This is a genomic window from Pseudoalteromonas sp. 1_2015MBL_MicDiv (assembly GCF_002407505.1).
GTDB lineage: Bacteria > Pseudomonadota > Gammaproteobacteria > Enterobacterales > Alteromonadaceae > Pseudoalteromonas > Pseudoalteromonas fuliginea.
The window spans coordinates 1,706,347-1,724,881 of the sequence record NZ_CP012737.1; the positions used below are offsets into that span (position 1 = coordinate 1,706,347).

The 18,535-nt window shown below is 39.0% G+C and carries 10 protein-coding genes; all 10 read left to right on the forward strand.

What is annotated here, in order from left to right:
- Positions 1 to 36 precede the first annotated feature (36 nt).
- A complete protein-coding gene (locus AOR04_RS07800; RefSeq protein ID WP_096792963.1) occupies positions 37 to 1,533 on the forward strand; it encodes a tryptophan halogenase family protein in 1,497 nt (498 codons plus the stop codon).
- A gap of 50 nt (positions 1,534 to 1,583) precedes the next feature.
- Positions 1,584 to 3,383 carry a glycoside hydrolase family 13 protein gene (locus AOR04_RS07805; RefSeq protein WP_442960154.1) on the forward strand — a complete coding sequence of 600 codons (1,800 nt, stop codon included), beginning with the start codon at positions 1,584 to 1,586 and terminating at the stop codon, positions 3,381 to 3,383.
- A gap of 89 nt (positions 3,384 to 3,472) precedes the next feature.
- A complete protein-coding gene (locus AOR04_RS07810) occupies positions 3,473 to 5,332 on the forward strand; it encodes an alpha-amylase family protein (protein ID WP_096792965.1) in 1,860 nt (619 codons plus the stop codon).
- Positions 5,325 to 6,821 (forward strand): MFS transporter, encoded by a 1,497-nt coding sequence (locus AOR04_RS07815; RefSeq protein WP_096792966.1) that lies wholly within the window; start codon positions 5,325 to 5,327, stop codon positions 6,819 to 6,821. Before AOR04_RS07810 ends, AOR04_RS07815 begins: the two co-directional genes overlap by 8 nt.
- A 10-nt stretch (positions 6,822 to 6,831) precedes the next feature.
- Positions 6,832 to 9,240, forward strand: a complete 2,409-nt coding sequence (locus AOR04_RS07820) for a glycoside hydrolase family 15 protein (protein WP_096794102.1) — start codon at positions 6,832 to 6,834, stop codon at positions 9,238 to 9,240.
- A 674-nt stretch (positions 9,241 to 9,914) separates the two neighbouring features.
- Positions 9,915 to 12,599 carry a TonB-dependent receptor gene (locus tag AOR04_RS07825; protein WP_096792967.1) on the forward strand — a complete coding sequence of 895 codons (2,685 nt, stop codon included), beginning with the start codon at positions 9,915 to 9,917 and terminating at the stop codon, positions 12,597 to 12,599.
- A gap of 104 nt (positions 12,600 to 12,703) precedes the next feature.
- On the forward strand, positions 12,704 to 13,477 hold the full coding sequence (locus AOR04_RS07830) for a family 16 glycosylhydrolase (RefSeq protein ID WP_096792968.1): 774 nt from the start codon (positions 12,704 to 12,706) through the stop codon (positions 13,475 to 13,477).
- A gap of 382 nt (positions 13,478 to 13,859) precedes the next feature.
- A complete protein-coding gene (locus AOR04_RS07835; RefSeq protein WP_096792969.1) occupies positions 13,860 to 16,412 on the forward strand; it encodes a glycoside hydrolase family 3 protein in 2,553 nt (850 codons plus the stop codon).
- Positions 16,413 to 16,445: 33 nt separating this feature from the next.
- Positions 16,446 to 17,528: a sensor histidine kinase gene (locus AOR04_RS07840; RefSeq protein WP_096792970.1), complete on the forward strand. Its 1,083-nt coding sequence runs from the start codon at positions 16,446 to 16,448 to the stop codon at positions 17,526 to 17,528.
- Positions 17,503 to 18,330 carry a LytR/AlgR family response regulator transcription factor gene (locus AOR04_RS07845; protein WP_096792971.1) on the forward strand — a complete coding sequence of 276 codons (828 nt, stop codon included), beginning with the start codon at positions 17,503 to 17,505 and terminating at the stop codon, positions 18,328 to 18,330. Before AOR04_RS07840 ends, AOR04_RS07845 begins: the two co-directional genes overlap by 26 nt.
- Positions 18,331 to 18,535 lie beyond the last annotated feature (205 nt).

Below are 18,535 nucleotides of genomic sequence, written 5' to 3' on the forward strand. Positions count from 1 at the left end.
AATCATACTTTGATTTAATAAAACGTGGATAATAAGATGAAATCAATAAAACACGTCGTGATCGCAGGCGGTGGTACCGCAGGTTGGATAACTGCAGCACTGCTTAATAAAGTGTTAGGTAAAGTAATTAATATCACATTGATAGAGTCATCATCTATTGGCACCGTGGGAGTTGGAGAAGCAACCATACCACCTATTATCCAACTTAATAACGCATTAGGCATTAACGAAAAAGAGTTTATAAACGAAACCAACGCAACAATTAAACTCGGTATTGAATTCGAAAACTGGAAAAAACCAACGCACAGTTATATGCATGCGTTTGGCCCGATTGGAAAAGACTTCCCGTTTTGCGACTTTTATAACTTTTGGTTAAAAGGTCGAATCACGGGTTGCGAAGACGATTTATGGGATTTTTCGTTAAATTACCAAGCCGCTAAACAGCATAAATTTGCTCCCTTAAACACAATACCCAATACCCAATTACCTGGGCTAAGTTACGCTTATCATTTTGACGCCACACTTTACGCTGAATATTTAAAAAAGCTGGCAATATCGCGTGGTGTAAAACACATTGATGCCAAAATTAGTGAGGTTACACAATGTTTAGCAACGGGTAATGTAGAAACACTCATACTCGATGATAATAAGCAAATCAACGGTGATTTATTTATAGATTGCACAGGGTTACGTGCGTTGCTTATTGAGAAAACACTCAATACCGGATTTGTAGATTGGTCTCATTATTTACCATGCGATAGTGCCATTGCAGTACAAACAAAATCAAACGATGAATTAAAACCTTATACGCAAGCAATTGCGCACAGTGCCGGTTGGCAGTGGCAAATTCCGCTACAAAGCCGAATAGGCAATGGCTTGGTTTATTGTAGTCGTTATTTATCGGATGAAGACGCAAAGGCGTTGTTGCTTAATAACTTACCCGCAGATCCAATAACAGAACCTCGATTTATTAAATTCAAAACAGGTAGACGTGTAAAGCAATGGCATAAAAATGTAGTCGCGGTTGGTTTATCAAGTGGCTTTTTAGAGCCATTGGAATCTACAAGCATTCACCTAATTCAAAGCGCAGTTACGCGGCTGATTAAATTATTTCCGCACCATGGTATTAGCGGTGCGTTAGCAATCGAGTTTAATAAACAAAGCGTGACAGAAATAGAGCACATGCGCGATTTTATTATTTTGCATTACAAACTTACTGTGCGCGAAGACTCCGCATTTTGGCGTCAATGCATCCAAATGGATATACCGGATTCACTGATCCATAAACTTAATCTATTTAAACAAACAGGTAAGGTGATTCGTGAAAATAATGAGTTATTTGCCGAAATAGCATGGCAGCAAGTGATGATTGGACAAGGCTTAATACCTGATGACTATTGCACTATTGCTAATTCGTTTACGGACGAGCAGTTAAGTGATTTGTTTATTAGTTTAAAGACATTAGTAAATTCGACAGTTGAAAAACTTCCTACCCACAAAGAATTTTTAGCCAGTATTAAAAGGGCGTCATAATGCGATTTATACAGCAAATACTCTTACTCTGTTTATATACTATACCAAGCATGTCTTATGCTCTTAGCGTTGAACCAGCTAATTGGTGGGTGGGCATGAAAAAAAATACAATTACGCTAATGTTGCATGAACAAAACATTGCAAACACCCAATTTAAGCTTTTACCTTATCAAGGAGTTGAGCTGGCCAATATTACGCGCACCGAAAACCCTAATTACGTATTTTTACATATAGCCATTAGCGATACAGCCCAAGCAGGCACATTAAAATTTAATAGCAATGGTAAGAATAATTTCATTTTCTCTTTACTTGAGAGAACAAAAAATAGTGCTGTGCGAGAAGGTTTTAGCAGTAAAGATACTGTGTATTTAATTAATCCTGACCGTTTTGTAAATGGCGATAAACAAAATGACACCGTGAGCGGTATGTTGGAGGAAGTAAATCCAACATTTAAAGGAGGGCGACACGGTGGTGATATACAAGGTGTTATTAATGCATTGCCATATTTAAAAGATTTAGGTGTAACGCAGTTATGGTTAACGCCGGTGCTTGAAAACAACATGCCCGATTACTCTTATCACGGTTATGCTATTACTGATTTTTATAAAGTAGACCCACGCATGGGTTCTAATTCACTTTATAAATCGCTCTCAGTAAAGGCCAAAGGGCAGGGGATTGGTCTTGTAATGGATATGGTGCTTAATCACTTTGGTGCTGAGCATACATGGATGAAGGATAAACCGAGCAAAGATTGGATCAACTTTAATGGCGAATTTGAAAATGGTAAAAATGCGACAAGCCATGCCCGCCAAACAATTCAAGACCCACACGCAAGCGATTACGATAAACGCCAGTTTAACGATGGCTGGTTTGTAGCCAGCATGCCGGATTTAAACCAGCGCCAACCACTTTTAAGCGAATATTTAACTCAAAATGCGATTTGGTGGATTGAATACGCAGATTTAAGTGGTATTCGCGTTGATACTTACTCTTACTCAGATAAAGCATTTTTGAGCGATTGGACAAAAGCAATTATGCAAGAGTATCCGGATTTTAATATTGTAGGAGAAGAGTGGACCTCTAACCCTGCTATTGCCTCTTACTGGCAACGTGGTAAGCATAACCAAGATGGCTATACGTCAAGCCTACCAAGCGTTATGGACTTTTCGTTGCAAGAGTCGGTAATTCAAGCGCTAAATGAAGATGAAAGTTGGAACACCGGTTGGGTTAAAGTATATGAATCGTTAGCTAATGATTTTTTATACCCTGATACCAATAACATTATGGTATTTGCAGATAATCACGATATGAGCCGCGTTTACACTGAACTTGGCCAAGACGAAGCCAAAACTAAAATGGCAATGACCTTGTTTTTAACCACACGAGGTATAGCCCAAATGTACTACGGTACGGAAGTGCTATTAGATAACACCCCAAGTAAAGACCATGGTGATATTAGAATAGACTTCCCAGGTGGATTTAAAGGCCAAACTCGTAACGCCTTTACGGGCGAGGGGCTAACAAAACAGCAAAAAGAGATGCATAAAACAATTAGCACCTTGCTTAACTTTAGAAAAAGTAGCACTGCGCTTGATAAAGGAAAACTTGTGCACTTTACGCCTCAACAAGGTGTGTATAGTTACGCGCGTATTAGCGACGAGCAAACTGTGTTGGTATTTATGAATAAAAACACAAAAGAGCTCACTAAGAATATTGAGTATATGCAGGAAGTAATACCAAAAAATGCCAAAGCACTAAACTTATTCACCCACAAAACACAGGTGTTGGGTAATACAGTTGCTTTACCGGCAATGAGTGCAACGGTATTAATTATAAATACCTCTCAATAGTTTACCTGAATACGTATGCAGCAACTGTATGGTTGCTGCAGTAATCTTTAGTATAAAGTTAATAACAATACTGACAAAAAAGACACACAATGAAAAAATCAGTTTATGTACCCGCAGTACTTTGTAGTGCACTTATTGCTACAGGGTGTTCAGAAAACAACAAACCTGAACAACAACAAACACCCGCACACATGCAAAATGAGCTTACCAAGCCGGTTGTATATCAAGTATTTACCCGTTTGTTTGGTAATACTGAAACAGCCAATGTTTCATGGGGCACTAAAGAGCAAAATGGTGTAGGTAAATTTGCCGACTTTAACGATGCAGCCCTAAAAGGCATTAAAGAGCTAGGTACAACGCACGTTTGGTATACCGGTGTGTTACACCATGCGTTAGTAGGCGATTATACCGACTATGGGATCTCACAAGATGACCCCGATGTAGTAAAGGGCCGTGCAGGTTCGCCATATGCAATAAAAGATTATTATGATGTAAATCCTGATTTAGCAATTAACGTGACGAATCGTATGGGAGAGTTTAGCCAGCTCATTGAGCGTACGCACAGCCATGGCATGAAAGTCATTATTGATATAGTGCCTAACCATGTTGCGCGAAATTATCAATCATTAGGAAAGCCTAAAGGGGTTGAAGATTTTGGCGCGCAAGACGACACCAGTAAAACGTACGATAAAAACAACAATTTTTACTATGTGCCTGGGCAGTCATTTCAAGTGCCTACCTCTACAACCTATAAAGTGCTAGGCGGGAATGCTCATCCTCTTGTTGATGGTTTTTTTGATGAAACACCCGCCAAATGGACAGGTAATGGTGCTCGATCTCCAAAACCAGATATGAACGATTGGTACGAAACAGTAAAAGTGAATTACGGTGTAAAGCCTGATGGCAGCTACGACTTTGTAGGGTTACCAAATGAATACAAAAATAAAGATTACCGTGCTCACTACGCGTTTTGGCAAGATAAAGAGCTCCCTAACAGCTGGTACAAATTTAGAGACATTGCGCTTTTTTGGTTAGATAAAGGTGTTGATGGCTTTAGGTACGACATGGCCGAAATGGTGCCGGTTGAATTTTGGAGCTTTTTAAACTCATCAATAAAAATGCAAAAACCTGATGCATTTTTACTTGCCGAAGTTTACAACCCAAAAATGTACCGTGCTTATATCCATCAAGGTAAAATGGACTATTTATACGATAAGGTCGGTTTTTACGATACCTTAAAAGCAATTATGCAAAGCAAGCAACCTGCAAACGCTATTTTTGATGCGCAGCAACAGGTTGCGGATATTGAACAGCACATGCTGCACTTTTTAGAAAATCACGATGAACAGCGTATCGCAAGCCCAGATTTTGCAGGCAAAGCCGAGTGGGGTAAACCAGCCATGGTGGTTTCAAACCTGATTAGCCGTGCACCAACCTTATTATATTTTGGCCAAGATGTAGGGGAGGATGGATCTGAATATGCAGGCTTTGGCTTACCAACCCGCACCAGTATTTTTGATTACATTGGCGTACCAGCGCATCAAGCATGGATGAATAGCGGTAAGTTTGACGGCGCTAATTTAACAAAAGAGCAGTCAGCACTTCGTGATTACTATAAAGCCATTCTGTCACTTAATAGTTTACCTGCAGTGGTGGGCGGTGAAATGAGTGAGCTTAGTGTTACAGGAAGTGAGCGAGTTGTAGGCTTTACCCGCAAACTTGGCCAACAAATGCTTTACGTATTAAGTAACTTTAGCGAACAATCTCAAACAATGACGGTTAATTTATCAAAAGTGCAATTAGCGGGACTCAGCGAATACACTCAATTGCATGACTTACTTGAGCAGCATAGCACCGAGATTACATCAGGGTCTCAAGGCGCAACCTTCACACTTACACTTGATGCATTTAGCAGCGCAGTATTAACAAATAAGGCTAATAATGAATAATCAAAATAATAGCGACAAGCCAACTCTAAGCTTTTGGCAAATATGGAACATGTGTTTTGGCTTTTTAGGCATACAGTTTGGTTTTGCCCTGCAAAACGGTAACGTGAGCCGAATATTCCAAACATTAGGCGCACAAGTTGATGATATTCCCATTTTATGGGTAGCAGCACCGCTAACCGGTTTAATTGTGCAACCTATTATTGGTTATTGGAGTGATAAAACGTGGTGTCGTTTTGGTCGTCGTCGTCCATTTTTCTTTTTGGGTGCAATATTAACAACCATTGCATTGTTTATTATGCCGCATTCGCCAACATTGTGGATTGCTGCTGGTATGTTGTGGATTATGGATGCGTCAATTAACGTAACCATGGAACCATTTAGAGCACTTGTTGGTGATAACTTGCCAGAAAAACAACGCGCTACCGGTTACGGGTTACAAAGTTTTTTTATTGGAATAGGTGCAGTTTTGGCATCAGCACTGCCATGGATGATGACAAATTGGTTTGATGTGAGTAACACGGCAGCTATTGGTGAAATACCTGACTCAGTTAAGTACTCATTTTACTGGGGTGGCGTTGTTTTACTAGCTGCTGTGTTGTGGACTGTTGCAAAAACAAAAGAATACACACCTGAGCAATTAGCTAAATTTGAGGCACAAAAAGGGCCAGTTGTAACGGCTGAAATTGCTGATATTAACTACAATAAAGGCGGCATTATATTTGTTGTATTAGGCCTTGCAACACTTGCCCTAGTGATGGGCTTAGCGCTTGAAAAAGAACTTTATTTATTAGCGGGTGGCTTACTTGCCTTTGGCATTGTGCAGTGGATAGCTGGTTTATTAAAAGCTAAAAATCACACTCAAGGGGGCTTTTACCAAGTAGTACAAGATGTATTTACAATGCCAGAAGCCATGAAGCATCTTGCATGGGTGCAGTTTTTTAGCTGGTTTACTTTATTTGCCATGTGGATTTATACCACCGCAGCAGTAACAAGCTTTCATTATGGTAGTAGCGATGCAACCTCTAAAGCATTTAACGATGGTGCAGACTGGGTGGGTATTTTATTTGCCGCCTACAATGGCTTTGCAGCTATTGCCGCTATGTGTATTCCGTTTTTAGTTAAAAAAATGGGCTTAAAAGGCGCGCATTGTTTTAACTTATTACTAGGCGCACTAGGCCTTGCCAGCTTTATGTTTATAACAGACCCCAAAATGCTGCTTATTCCTATGATTGGTGTTGGTTTTGCGTGGGCTTCAATATTGTCACTGCCTTATGCAATGCTAAGTAACTCATTACCGAGTAATAAAATGGGTGTTTATATGGGAATATTTAACTTCTTTATTGTTATTCCACAGCTACTTGCAGCCAGTATTTTAGGGCTTATTTTGAGTCATGTGTTTTCTAATCAGCCCATTTACGCTTTGTTAATTGGTGCTGCGTCATTTGTATTAGCAGCCATTGGTGTTATGCGCGTTAAAAATTCTAATTAAGAGTAAAAAAATGAAAAACTATAACCTAATTACTATTTCATTATTAGCACTTGGATTAACTGCATGCGGTGCTCAAAATACGAATCAGTCACAAACAGTACAAACATCTAAAACAACTGCGCCTGGTGCCCCGGGCAGCGACCCGTTTTGGTCATACGCAGGTAAAACAGGGATTGGCACATCGTACGAGCAATACCAAAATGGTCATTACACAAGCGATGCACCAACAGGTGTAGTATCAAAAGTCTGGTTTTCAATAGCTAAAGGCATGATCACCGAAACTATGTTTGGCCTTATTCATCAAGCACAAATAAAAGATATGCAATTTGTGGTAACAGGAAAAGACTTTACTGTTAGCGAAGCAGACGATCTTGATGTCACTATTGATTATCTATACAAAGACGAGCAAGGCCGTCCGTTATCACTTGCTTATAAAATAGTAAGTAAAGATAAACAAGGCAGATTCACTCTTGAAAAACACGTTTTTACCGATCCTGATGGGCAAAGTTTATTTGTTCGTAGCGTGTTTAATACCGACCTTAAAGACGTTAAAGCCTATGTTGTGGTAAATCCATATATTGATAATAACGGCCTTGATGATTTTGCAAAAACTACCGAGCAAGGTTTAGTTGCTTGGCAAGGTGACAACTACTTAACATTGCAAGCAAATACTGAATTTGGCGCAAAAACGGTTGGCTTTACGGGTGTAAGCGATGGTTTGGATGAGCTTAAAAAGTCACAATCATTAAATACCAGCTATAGCAATACTGGTGAGCAGTCAGGTAATGTCAGTTTACTTGCTGAGCTTGGCAATATTGAAAGTAATACCACGTTTGATTTAGTACTGAGCTTTGCACATAACGAGCAACAAAGTGCAGAGCAGGGCGCCCAAACATTAGCAAAAGGTTATCAAAGTGTACTTGATAACTACAATGGTAAAGGTGCGGCATTTGGTTGGCAAGATTACCTACAAAGCCTTACACCTATTAATAAAATGACGGGGCAAACGGCCGATAACGGTAAGTTACTTTATACCAGCGCAATGGTATTAAAAGCACAAGAAGACAAAACGCACGCAGGTGCGCTTATTGCGTCGTTGTCTAATCCGTGGGGCGAAACCGTATCGGCTAAAACAGGCTCAACTGGTTATAAAGCCGTGTGGGTACGAGATTTCTACCAAGTAGCTATGGCATTTATGGCACTGGGTGATACAGCTACAGCAAAAATAGCATTCGAATACCTTGAAAAAGTTCAAGTTAATAGCAAAACGCCAGGTAACAATGGCGATACAGGCTGGTTTTTACAAAAAACACATGTCGATGGCGAACTAGAATGGGTGGGTGTACAGCTTGATCAAACTGCGATGCCAATTATGCTTGCGTGGAAATTACACCAAGCAAATGTACTTAGTGATGCCGAGCTTAAAGACTGGTACGCACGTATGTTAAAACCAGCGGCGGATTTTTTAGTCGAGGGCGGCCTTGCTAAAATTTTGTGGAACGACACGCAAATTACACCACCGGCAACACAACAAGAGCGCTGGGAAGAGCAAAGCGGTTATTCGCCTTCAACTACAGCCGCAATAGTAGCAGGCCTTGTTACAGCCAGTGATATAGCAGCGCTTAGTGGCGATGATAAAAACGCACAGCGCTACCTAGCTACGGCTAAAAAGTATAACAACGATATTGAATCGCAAATGTTTACCACTAAAGGTAACTTAAAAGGCGAAAATAGTGATGGTGAATACTTTATTCGTATAGGCCAAGATACCGATGCAAACTCAGACACTAAAATTAACGCTAATAATGGCCGTGAAGGTTTTAACAAAAAGCAAATTTTAGATGGCGGCTTCTTAGAACTAGTACGCTACGGCGTACGTGGTGCTAACGACGAAAGCATTGTTAAAACATTGCCTGAGTACGATGACGAAACGCTTGAAGATAACCTACAAGTTAAATACAGCTTTAGCTTTGACGACGGCAGCGGCACATTTGCAGGCTACCGTCGCTACGGTAATGATGGCTACGGCGAAGATGAAGTAACCGGTACTAATTACGCAGAGGGTGGCAGTAATACACCAGGCCAACGTGGTCGTGTATGGCCGTTTTTCACCGGTGAGCGTGGTCACTATGAAATAGCTGCAGCTAATGCGAACAACGCTCTGGATGATGCTAAACAAGCGCAAATTAAAAACAGCTATGTTAAAGGCTTAGAGCAATTTGCCAATGAAGGCATGATGTTACCAGAGCAAGTATGGGACGGCGTTGGTGTAAACAAAGCAGGTTATACACTGGGCGAAGGGACTAATTCAGCAACACCTCTAGCTTGGACACACGCAGAATACATTAAGCTGGTACGCTCACTCAGTGATAAACAAGTATGGGATCACTACCCAGTTGTTAAAAAAGCACTAAAATAGTAATTTTTCATATTTTTAAATTTAAAAGCCATGGTTTATAACCATGGCTTTTTAGTATCTGTGACCTAAGAGTTGTTAAGCTGACCTCCTTGCTTTTAGTTCATCAAATCTGATTATCCATAAAGCGTATGTTCACCTCAATCGGAACACTTTTATTGTGGCTGGTTGATCTTTCAGGATTTAAATGTGTTTTATCTAAATGCGGCTTAACCGAGGCGTAAGGTGTGTAACCGAATGGAGCTGGTAACGGCTCCTGCGCTAATATAATGACTTACATCGCCTATGGTGAATAACCTCGACCCATAAGCGCCAATTTGCCTAAAACCAGACATACTGCTGTAAATTTAACCTCGAAAGGTAAATAGGCTCTAGTTAATTTATATCTATTTAACCTGAATTCTGGTTAAGAGATTTATGAACATATTGAACCACAATGATAGTTAAACTTATTTATCTCAAGCAGTTATTATCCAAAGTTCAGGTTATTTAATAATGATAAATATGACAACTTAATTTTTATTTACGTGTAATTTACTCGGGTTGTATTGCCAGTGCTTCGCTTTACCGTATTAGGGTAGTCAATGGGTGTAACTAATTTGTAACCTGTTAACAGGTAGTAAATAAAGCTGTTTTACATGCCTCTGACAACCCACACAAATTGAAAGGTGATACCCGTGCAAAAAATAAACACAATAACTTTGGCAATCGCACTTGCTTGTTCGTTGCCTAGTATTGCTCAAGAGTCTTTAGCAGATCAAAGCAATAGTAACGAGGTTAAAAAAAATGACACTGCATTAGAAGTTATATCGGTAACGGCGACTAAGCGTAAAACAAGGTTAATGGAAACACCCGTCGCAATTACAGCGTTAACATCGGCACAATTAAAACAAAGTGGTGTTAATAATATAAGGGATATAGCAAATCTTGTACCTGGGCTTGATATATCAACGGCAACAGATCAATCAGCACCAGTTATATCTATGCGAGGCGTGCGCTCTACCAATATTACTGAACTTGGCGACCCTGCTGTTGGCGTGCATTTAGATGGAATTTATTCACCAAGAATGCAAGGTGCTTTAGCATTAATGTACGATGTTGAGCGTATTGAAGCACTACGTGGACCACAAGGTACGCTGTTTGGCAGAAATTCGACCGTTGGTAGCATTAATGTTATTTCTGCAAAACCTGATTTTACTGATGATTATGGTAGTGTAACGTTAGAAGCGGGCAAATATAATACACGCAGTGCGGAAGGTTTTTATAACTTTTCAGTTAGCGACGATTTTGCGGTCCGTATTGCAGCTAAAGGGTTAAAACGTGATTCTTATTTGGAAGGTTATTACGATCCTAACCAATACGATACTCGCAGATTAAGTGATGCAGTACTAAATACAGACGTTATTTCACAAGATTCATATCAAAACATTGGCAGTACACTTACTCAACGAGAGAATTGGTGGATAGATGCAGCTGGTACCAACCCAGAGTCGCAGCAAGTTCGCGCGTTAACAGAAGCTGACAAATCAGATTTTTATAATAGTGCTAATGAGTATTCATTTAGAGTAAGTACGTTATGGTCGCCTTTAGATGGTAATTTCACCAACCATACCGTATTTCAAAAATATGTTAACGACAGTGGTAATAATGTTGATTTGATAAACTGCGATAAATTACGAGGTCGCCCAACAGAGTACGGTGGCGATTGTTCAAACTTTTTACCTTCAGATAATGCATATCAAGCGGTTGTGAATGTACCCGGTGAACTTAAATTAGATATAACGTATTTACGTAACACTCTTAATTATGCATTAACAGACGATCTTGATTTAGTGTGGTTAGTGGGCTTTGAAGACATGGAGCGCTCCTCAAAGCAAGATAGCGAAGCGGGTTTAGATGTTTGGGATGGTGCAACTTATTTTTTAGACGGTACTGGCGCTAAATCTTATTCTACAGAGCTGCAACTACAATCATCGGATATGACTGACCTTACTTGGATTGTGGGCGTTAACTATTTTCACGAAAAAACCACAACGCTCGGGTATTACGATAATCCAATGGACGATAAAGTATTTTGGGATCAACCTGATAGATCAACCGATGCATTCGCATTTTTTGCTCAAGCTACGTATAAAATAACCCCCAAACTGCACGCCACACTGGGATATCGCTTTAGTGATGAAACAAAAGAAGATAAAGGCGGGCGCTCTTATCGTTGCTCAAATGCAGATGGCTGCGCGCCGGGTTGGTTTAATCGTACTGATTTAAATAACTTGCCAGCAGATTACTTTGAAGATCCTACTATTTACGCATCATTTTTTGAAAATGACAACAAAGGCAGTTGGACGCACCATGACTTTAGAGTGGGTTTAGATTACGACTTGAGCCCCGATACAATGCTTTATACTTATTTAGCAAGCGGCTTTAAAGCCGGTGGTATTGGCGATGTGTTTGAAGTAGTAAACGATAGAACCTCTGAAGTAAATCGATTCGAAACGCAATTTGATCCAGAAGAAGTATTAACATGGGAAATAGGCGCTAAATCGAGCTTTTTTGATAACTCGTTAAATCTACAAGCTGCATTTTTCTACACAGATTACACAGACATGCAGTATGCATCTGTTGGTTCTATTGGTAACGTTGAGCGTCTTTCTGCTGTCGAGGATAATGATGGTAGGCCTATTTTGGATGGCTCAGGAAACCCTGTATTAGATTACATAAATCAGCCTGTTATAGCGTATTACACACAAAATGTACCTGGTTCTACTATTAAAGGAATTGAGCTCGAATTTGATTGGAAGCCATATCCAAATGGTCGAATTACGGGATATGTAACCTGGACAGAGGCTCAAGTAACAGACGACTGGTTTACAAAGTGGGATTACGATGCTGAGTATTTATTTGATATTTCTTATGAGGACTCACTCAATCCTGAAAATCCTTTGTTACAAACTAATTTAAAAGGCAATGACTTGGCGATGACGCCTAAATTTACCGCTAATTTAAGTTACACGCATAGTTTTGATTTTGGTGAATACGGGTTCATACACAGCTGGTTTAATGTAAGTTGGAAAGATAAATCATATTCAACAGTTTGGAACGTTGATAAACACCTCGATGATATGGAGTTTGCCATCTCTGATGAAGCCACGCGTTATATAGATGACTCCCGTGATAGCTTTGCAATGTTTAATGCCTCTTTAAAATATGAACCGCAAAGCCAAAAATGGTTTGCAGAAGCGTTCATTAGTAACGCCAGTGACGAAACTGTTCAGCATTGGAACAGTACCTCTAAAGGCTTTGCTAAAGGCAGTTTTGGTATGCCTAGGTACTATGGTGCAAAAGTAGGGTTTAACTTTTAACCTATAGTGTCAAATATAGTATTAATACGTACGTCCTGTGCTTTAAGCGGTTGTGTAATTACAGTATTTGACGTGCATTTAAATCTTAATAGAGATCATTAAATATGTATAAAAAAATAGTCGTATTCATTTTACTAAGTGCGTTGTTAGTACCTGATGTACTAGCTAATAGTTTTAAAGATAATTTTACATGGGGTTTTGATTCATCAATATGGACACCCAGAACAGGCGATAATGGCAGCCCATTTGGCTGTACATTTGAACCAGGTCTAATCTCACCAAGCTCACATGGCATAACACTGGTAGTTGATAACAACAAATGTGCTGAGCTACAAAGTACAAATACGATAACCTATGGCAAAGTACAAGGAGCATTAAAAACAGGGAATACCCCAGGGACTGTATCATCTATTTTTACCTATACCTCATGGTTTGATGAGCCAGGACGGGCTTGGCAAGAAATTGATATTGAATTTTTACCTTCACTTGGCAATGTCGTTCATACCAATATTATTTATCAGCCAAATGGCGGGGTATATCAAAGTTGGGAAGAAGATATTGATTTAGCACAGTTTGGAGTAAACATTCAAAATGAGTTAGTAGAAATAGGATTTGAGTGGAGTGTAAATCAAATACGCTGGTTTATTTATAATAGCCAAGGTACAGAGCAAACAATTCGCGTTATGTATAAAGACAATGGTGATGGCAATTTAACAAATAACGAAATTCCTGCTTATGCATGGCCGGTTGATAACACCAAGTTGATGATTAATCACTGGCATGGTGATAACTCAGAGCAAGCTTATTATTTTCCAGGTCAGTATTATCAAAGCTCTGCTTGGGCATACTATGACTTCATTCAGTACACGGCTAACTAATTAAGCTCACTTTGTCGTTCTACAGTACTTTGTTTAATTGATCACTACATTAAACGTTGTGTGGTTCATTATTTTATTACGGCTAATTAACCTGAACTCTGGATAATAAACCTATCTCGAGCAGCTATTTTCAGCGCTAACTGCGTTAAATTTATTTGCAATAGGCCAGCTATTGACATGTAGATTCGCCTTGTTTTAACTGAAAATCGCTGGTTAGAGAAAATGAATTTAAATATCACCCTAATTCAATATGTTAGTAAATCTCTTAACTAGGGTTCAGGTTAATTACATAAAATCGCAAGGAAGCGTTTTTCGTAATAATGTTAGCGTGAATGGCTAACAGCATTAAAAATCAAGTTATAAAAACTCTAAGGATCCCTAAATGCTTACTATTAATCGTCGTTTTTGGCGAAATACTTTTCCTGCTTTATTAAGCGTATGTACTTTAAGCGTTAGCGTAATGGCTACAGAATCAGTAGATTGGCCAATGGTTAATACGCAATTAAAGCCTAATCTATCGGTTGAGAACCAAATTGATGAGCTTATGGCGACAATGAGTATTGAGCAAAAAGTAGCGCAATTAATTCAACCAGAAATAAGCTATCTCAGCGTTGAAAAAATGCGAAAGTATGGCTTTGGCTCATATTTAAATGGCGGTAATTCAGCACCATACGGCAATAAAACCGCAGATTCAAAAACGTGGTTACGCTTTGCTGATGAAATGTATTTAGCCTCAATTGATAGCTCGCAAGACCAAAGCACAATACCCACTATTTGGGGCACAGATGCTATGCATGGCCATAGTAATGTATATGGTGCAACGTTATTTCCTCACAATATTGGTTTAGGTGCAGCTAACGATGCAGAATTAATAAAAAAAATTGGCAAAGCAACAGCAAAAGAAGTTTCAGTAACCGGTATTGAATGGAGTTTTGCACCCACAGTTGCTGTAGTAAGAGATGATAGGTGGGGACGTACTTATGAAAGTTATTCAGAAGACCCTGATATAGTTAAACGTTACGCAAGTGCTATGGTGTCAGGTTTACAAGGTGATATAAACGACGATTTTTTAAATGGTTATCATCGTATTGCTACGGCAAAACACTTTGTGGGTGATGGCGGCACCGAAAACGGTATAGATAGAGGAAATACTGTGATTGATGAAAAAACACTGAGAGACATTCACGCGGCGGGTTATTTTTCGGCGATTGAATCAGGTGTGCAATCAGTCATGGCTTCGTTTAATAGTTGGAATTCAAGACGAGTTCACGGCAGTAAATATTTATTAACGACTGTACTGAAGAAAAAAATGGGGTTTGATGGATTTGTTGTAAGTGATTGGAATGCGCATAAATTTGTAAAAGGATGCGATCTTGAACAATGTGCCGGTGCATTTAATGCAGGTGTCGATGTAATGATGGTGCCAGAACACTATGAGGCATTTTATCACAATACAATTAAGCAAGTTAAGCAAGGCGATATAAAGCTTGAGCGAATAAATGACGCGGTTAGGCGTTTTCTTCGCGCAAAAGTGCGTTGGGGATTATTTACCAAGGATAAGCCATCGAGTCGTGCAGAATCTAAAAATACAGACTGGTTAAATGCCCCAGAGCATAAAGCTTTGGCACGTGAGGCGGTTAGAAAGTCTTTAGTATTATTGAAAAATAATACACTAAAAAATAATCAAAATGTGTTACCAATATCTCCGCGTAGCAAAATATTAGTGACAGGTAATGGCGCACATAATATTGCCAAACAAGCGGGTGGTTGGAGCGTATCATGGCAAGGAACTGATAATACCAATGCAGATTTTCCAAATGCAGTGTCTATTTTTGATGGTTTAAAAGAACAAGTACTTGCCGCTGGTGGTGAAATTGAATTATCGCAAAATGCACAATTTAAGCAAAAACCCGATATAGCAATAGTCGTGTTTGGCGAAGAGCCTTACGCCGAGTGGTTTGGCGACATACAAGGGCTTGAATATCAGCGAGATAATAAAAAAGATCTCGTTTTATTAAAATCGCTGCAAGCACAAAAGATTCCGGTAGTGAGTGTATTTATAAGCGGTCGTCCGCTTTGGGTAAATAAAGAGATAAATGCGTCTGATGCGTTTGTAGCCGCATGGTTACCAGGCTCACAAGGGCAAGGTGTTGCTGACGTTTTACTTTTAGATAAAAACGATGCTGTTCAATACGACTTTACAGGTAAATTAAGTTTTTCGTGGCCAAAATTTGACGACCAATTTATTCTCAATAAAGGCGATAAAAACTACGATCCTTTATTTGCTTATGGTTATGGACTTAGTTATAAAGAACCTAAAAGTGTAAAAAAACTATCCGAAAAAACCAGTCCAAAAGCTAATGAAAGTGACAGCCAAGGCACCTCATTTTTTGTTAGAAACCTAGCACCTAACGTTCGCTGGGCGTTATCAGACCAAACTCAAATCAACATGATGACTAAAAGCTCATCAGCCATGAGCGCCGACGGCAAAAGTATTTCTATGCAATCGGTTAACTTAGCGTATCAAGAAGATGGCAGGCAGTTTGTTTGGAATAATACACAAGAGATTGCCACAGTGAGTTTACGTTTCGAACAAGCAACGACAGAGTTTAAAGACGTTGATAAACAGTTCATACAATTTGATATACGCGTTGATGATGTGCAATCGGATGTTGTTGAGCTTCGCGCAATGTGTGGGGAACAAGTATGTTTGACTAAAATAAGTCTAATGACTCAACTTACCCAATTAAAAAATAAAGGCTGGCAAACTGTCGCTATAAAGTTGGGATGTAGTGCAGCGCAAACAAAGATGAACGAAGTCACTGAAATACTTAGTATTAATGCTCAGCATCCACTCAACTTAGCAATTGCGAATGTTGCGTTAGTGAAAGCGACACAGAGTAATAGCCTTATTATAGGCTGTAATGATTTATAAACTAATACCTGTTTTCATTTTATTAGGATAGATGTGAAATTAGAATCTCGGCGTTATTTATTTTGGGCTTTTCAGTTGAGTGGTTGGGGGATTTATGCACTTTTAACTGAAATAATGATAAAGCTACCTAGTAACGAGCCTTGGCAAATTCATATTCCGCATTTGTTACTCGACACCTTATGCGGGCTTTTCATAACGCTTGGTTTAAGGAAGTGTTATTTTTTCGCAAGAACAAAATCGGCAAACATAAGTATTCCACTGCATGTTTCAGCGCTGTTGATTGCAAGTATAGTGTGGACCGCTTTTAAATGGGCTGCTTTGCAGTGGTTTTATGGCCATTGGTGGTCAGCGATGAGTTGGTTTGACTTTGGCACCTGGAGTACGGCGTCACTTACTATGTTAGCAACATGGACGGGGGCTTATTTTGGTATTACATCTTACCTTGATAACCAAGCGCAAAAACAAAAAGCTGCTGTTGCTCTTAACTTAGCAAACGAAGCACAGCTTAAAATGCTGCGTTATCAGTTAAATCCTCATTTTATGTTTAATAGCATTAACGCAATTTGTACGTTAATACTAAAAAAAGATAATATGCATGCAGTTGATATGCTTGAAAAACTATGCGATTTATTACGGTATAGTTTGTACACCGATCCGCTTGCTAAAATAACAGTGCACGAAGAAGTACAAATATTAAATACCTATCTTGATATAGAGCAATGCCGTTTTGGTAATAAGCTGAATGTAAACATTATTACCGAGTCTCACTGCGATGACTTTTTAATTCCTTCTATGCTTATTCAGCCTTTAGTTGAAAACGCTTTAAAGCATGGAATGGATCAAGCTCAAAACATAACAATAACGCTAAGAATAGAGCAAAAGAATAATACGTTGTCTATTTCTGTTTTAGATACAGGCAAAGGTTTTAACACAAATACTAATTCTCAAAGAGGAATAGGCTTAAAAAATTGTGAACAACGATTAAGCTTAATTTATCCTCAAAATAATAAATTTAAAACAGGTAACAACGAACTGGGCGGAGCGTGGGTTAATATGGCAATTCCACTTGAGCGTACACAGGAGAATATGCATGCAGCTAAAAACACTGATAGTTGATGATGAGTACAGTGCTATAGAAGGGTTGATGATAAGGCTTGAAAGCTTTCCTCAAATAGATGTTATTGGCCATGCTAATAGTGTAGATGACGCCGTAAGTATTATAAATAAAACCCAACCAAACCTTATTTTTTTAGATATAGAAATGCCTGAAAAATCAGGCTTTGAGTTAGTTAAATACTTTATTGGGAATTATTGCCCTGCTGTTATTTTTGTTACAGCTTTTCATCAGCATGCAGTGCAAGCTTTTGAAGTTAAGGCGGTAGATTATTTGCTCAAGCCGGTTAAATTGCAGCGCTTAGGTGAAGCTATTGAGCGCGCAAGTGAACGTTTAAGTAGCGTGGTTAACAAGCAGCAATTACTTGAAATGCGCGAAAGTTATTTAAACGCGCAGCAACCAAGACTCACCAACTCAACAAAAATTGAAACGTTAGTTGAGGCTAATAACTTAATTATACAAGATGGTCGAAACCCTATACAACTTGTACCTTACAACGATATTTTATGTATAGATGCAGCAGGTGATTATATGTGTGTACATACTCAACAAGAAACATTTGTGATGCGCGCTCGAATGAAAAGTCTCGAAAAAGATACACTCCCAGCTGATTTTGTACGCATACATAAATCAGCTATCGTAAATCTGAAGCATGTAAAGCGTTTAGAACCTCTGCGAAATAGTGAGTACAACGCTATTTTAAAAAATGATAAATCTATGAAAGTAAGCCGTACTTACAGCAAAGAACTAAAAAGTCGATTACTTAAAAACTCTGGTTACTTATTATCACAGAGTTTGAATTAGAAATAATGGTTTCAGTGGCAATTATATTGCTCAATTATTTTATCTTCTTCATTCTCTGGTTCAAGAATGAAACTAAACCAGTAGCAGATAGACGAAGTGATGAAAAAGCAGAACTGCACGTCCTGGTTATAAAAATGAAAGGGTTTAATGAATAAAGCCTCGCTATAAAGGGTTTAATGAATACGTAAATAATTTAAAGCTTGAA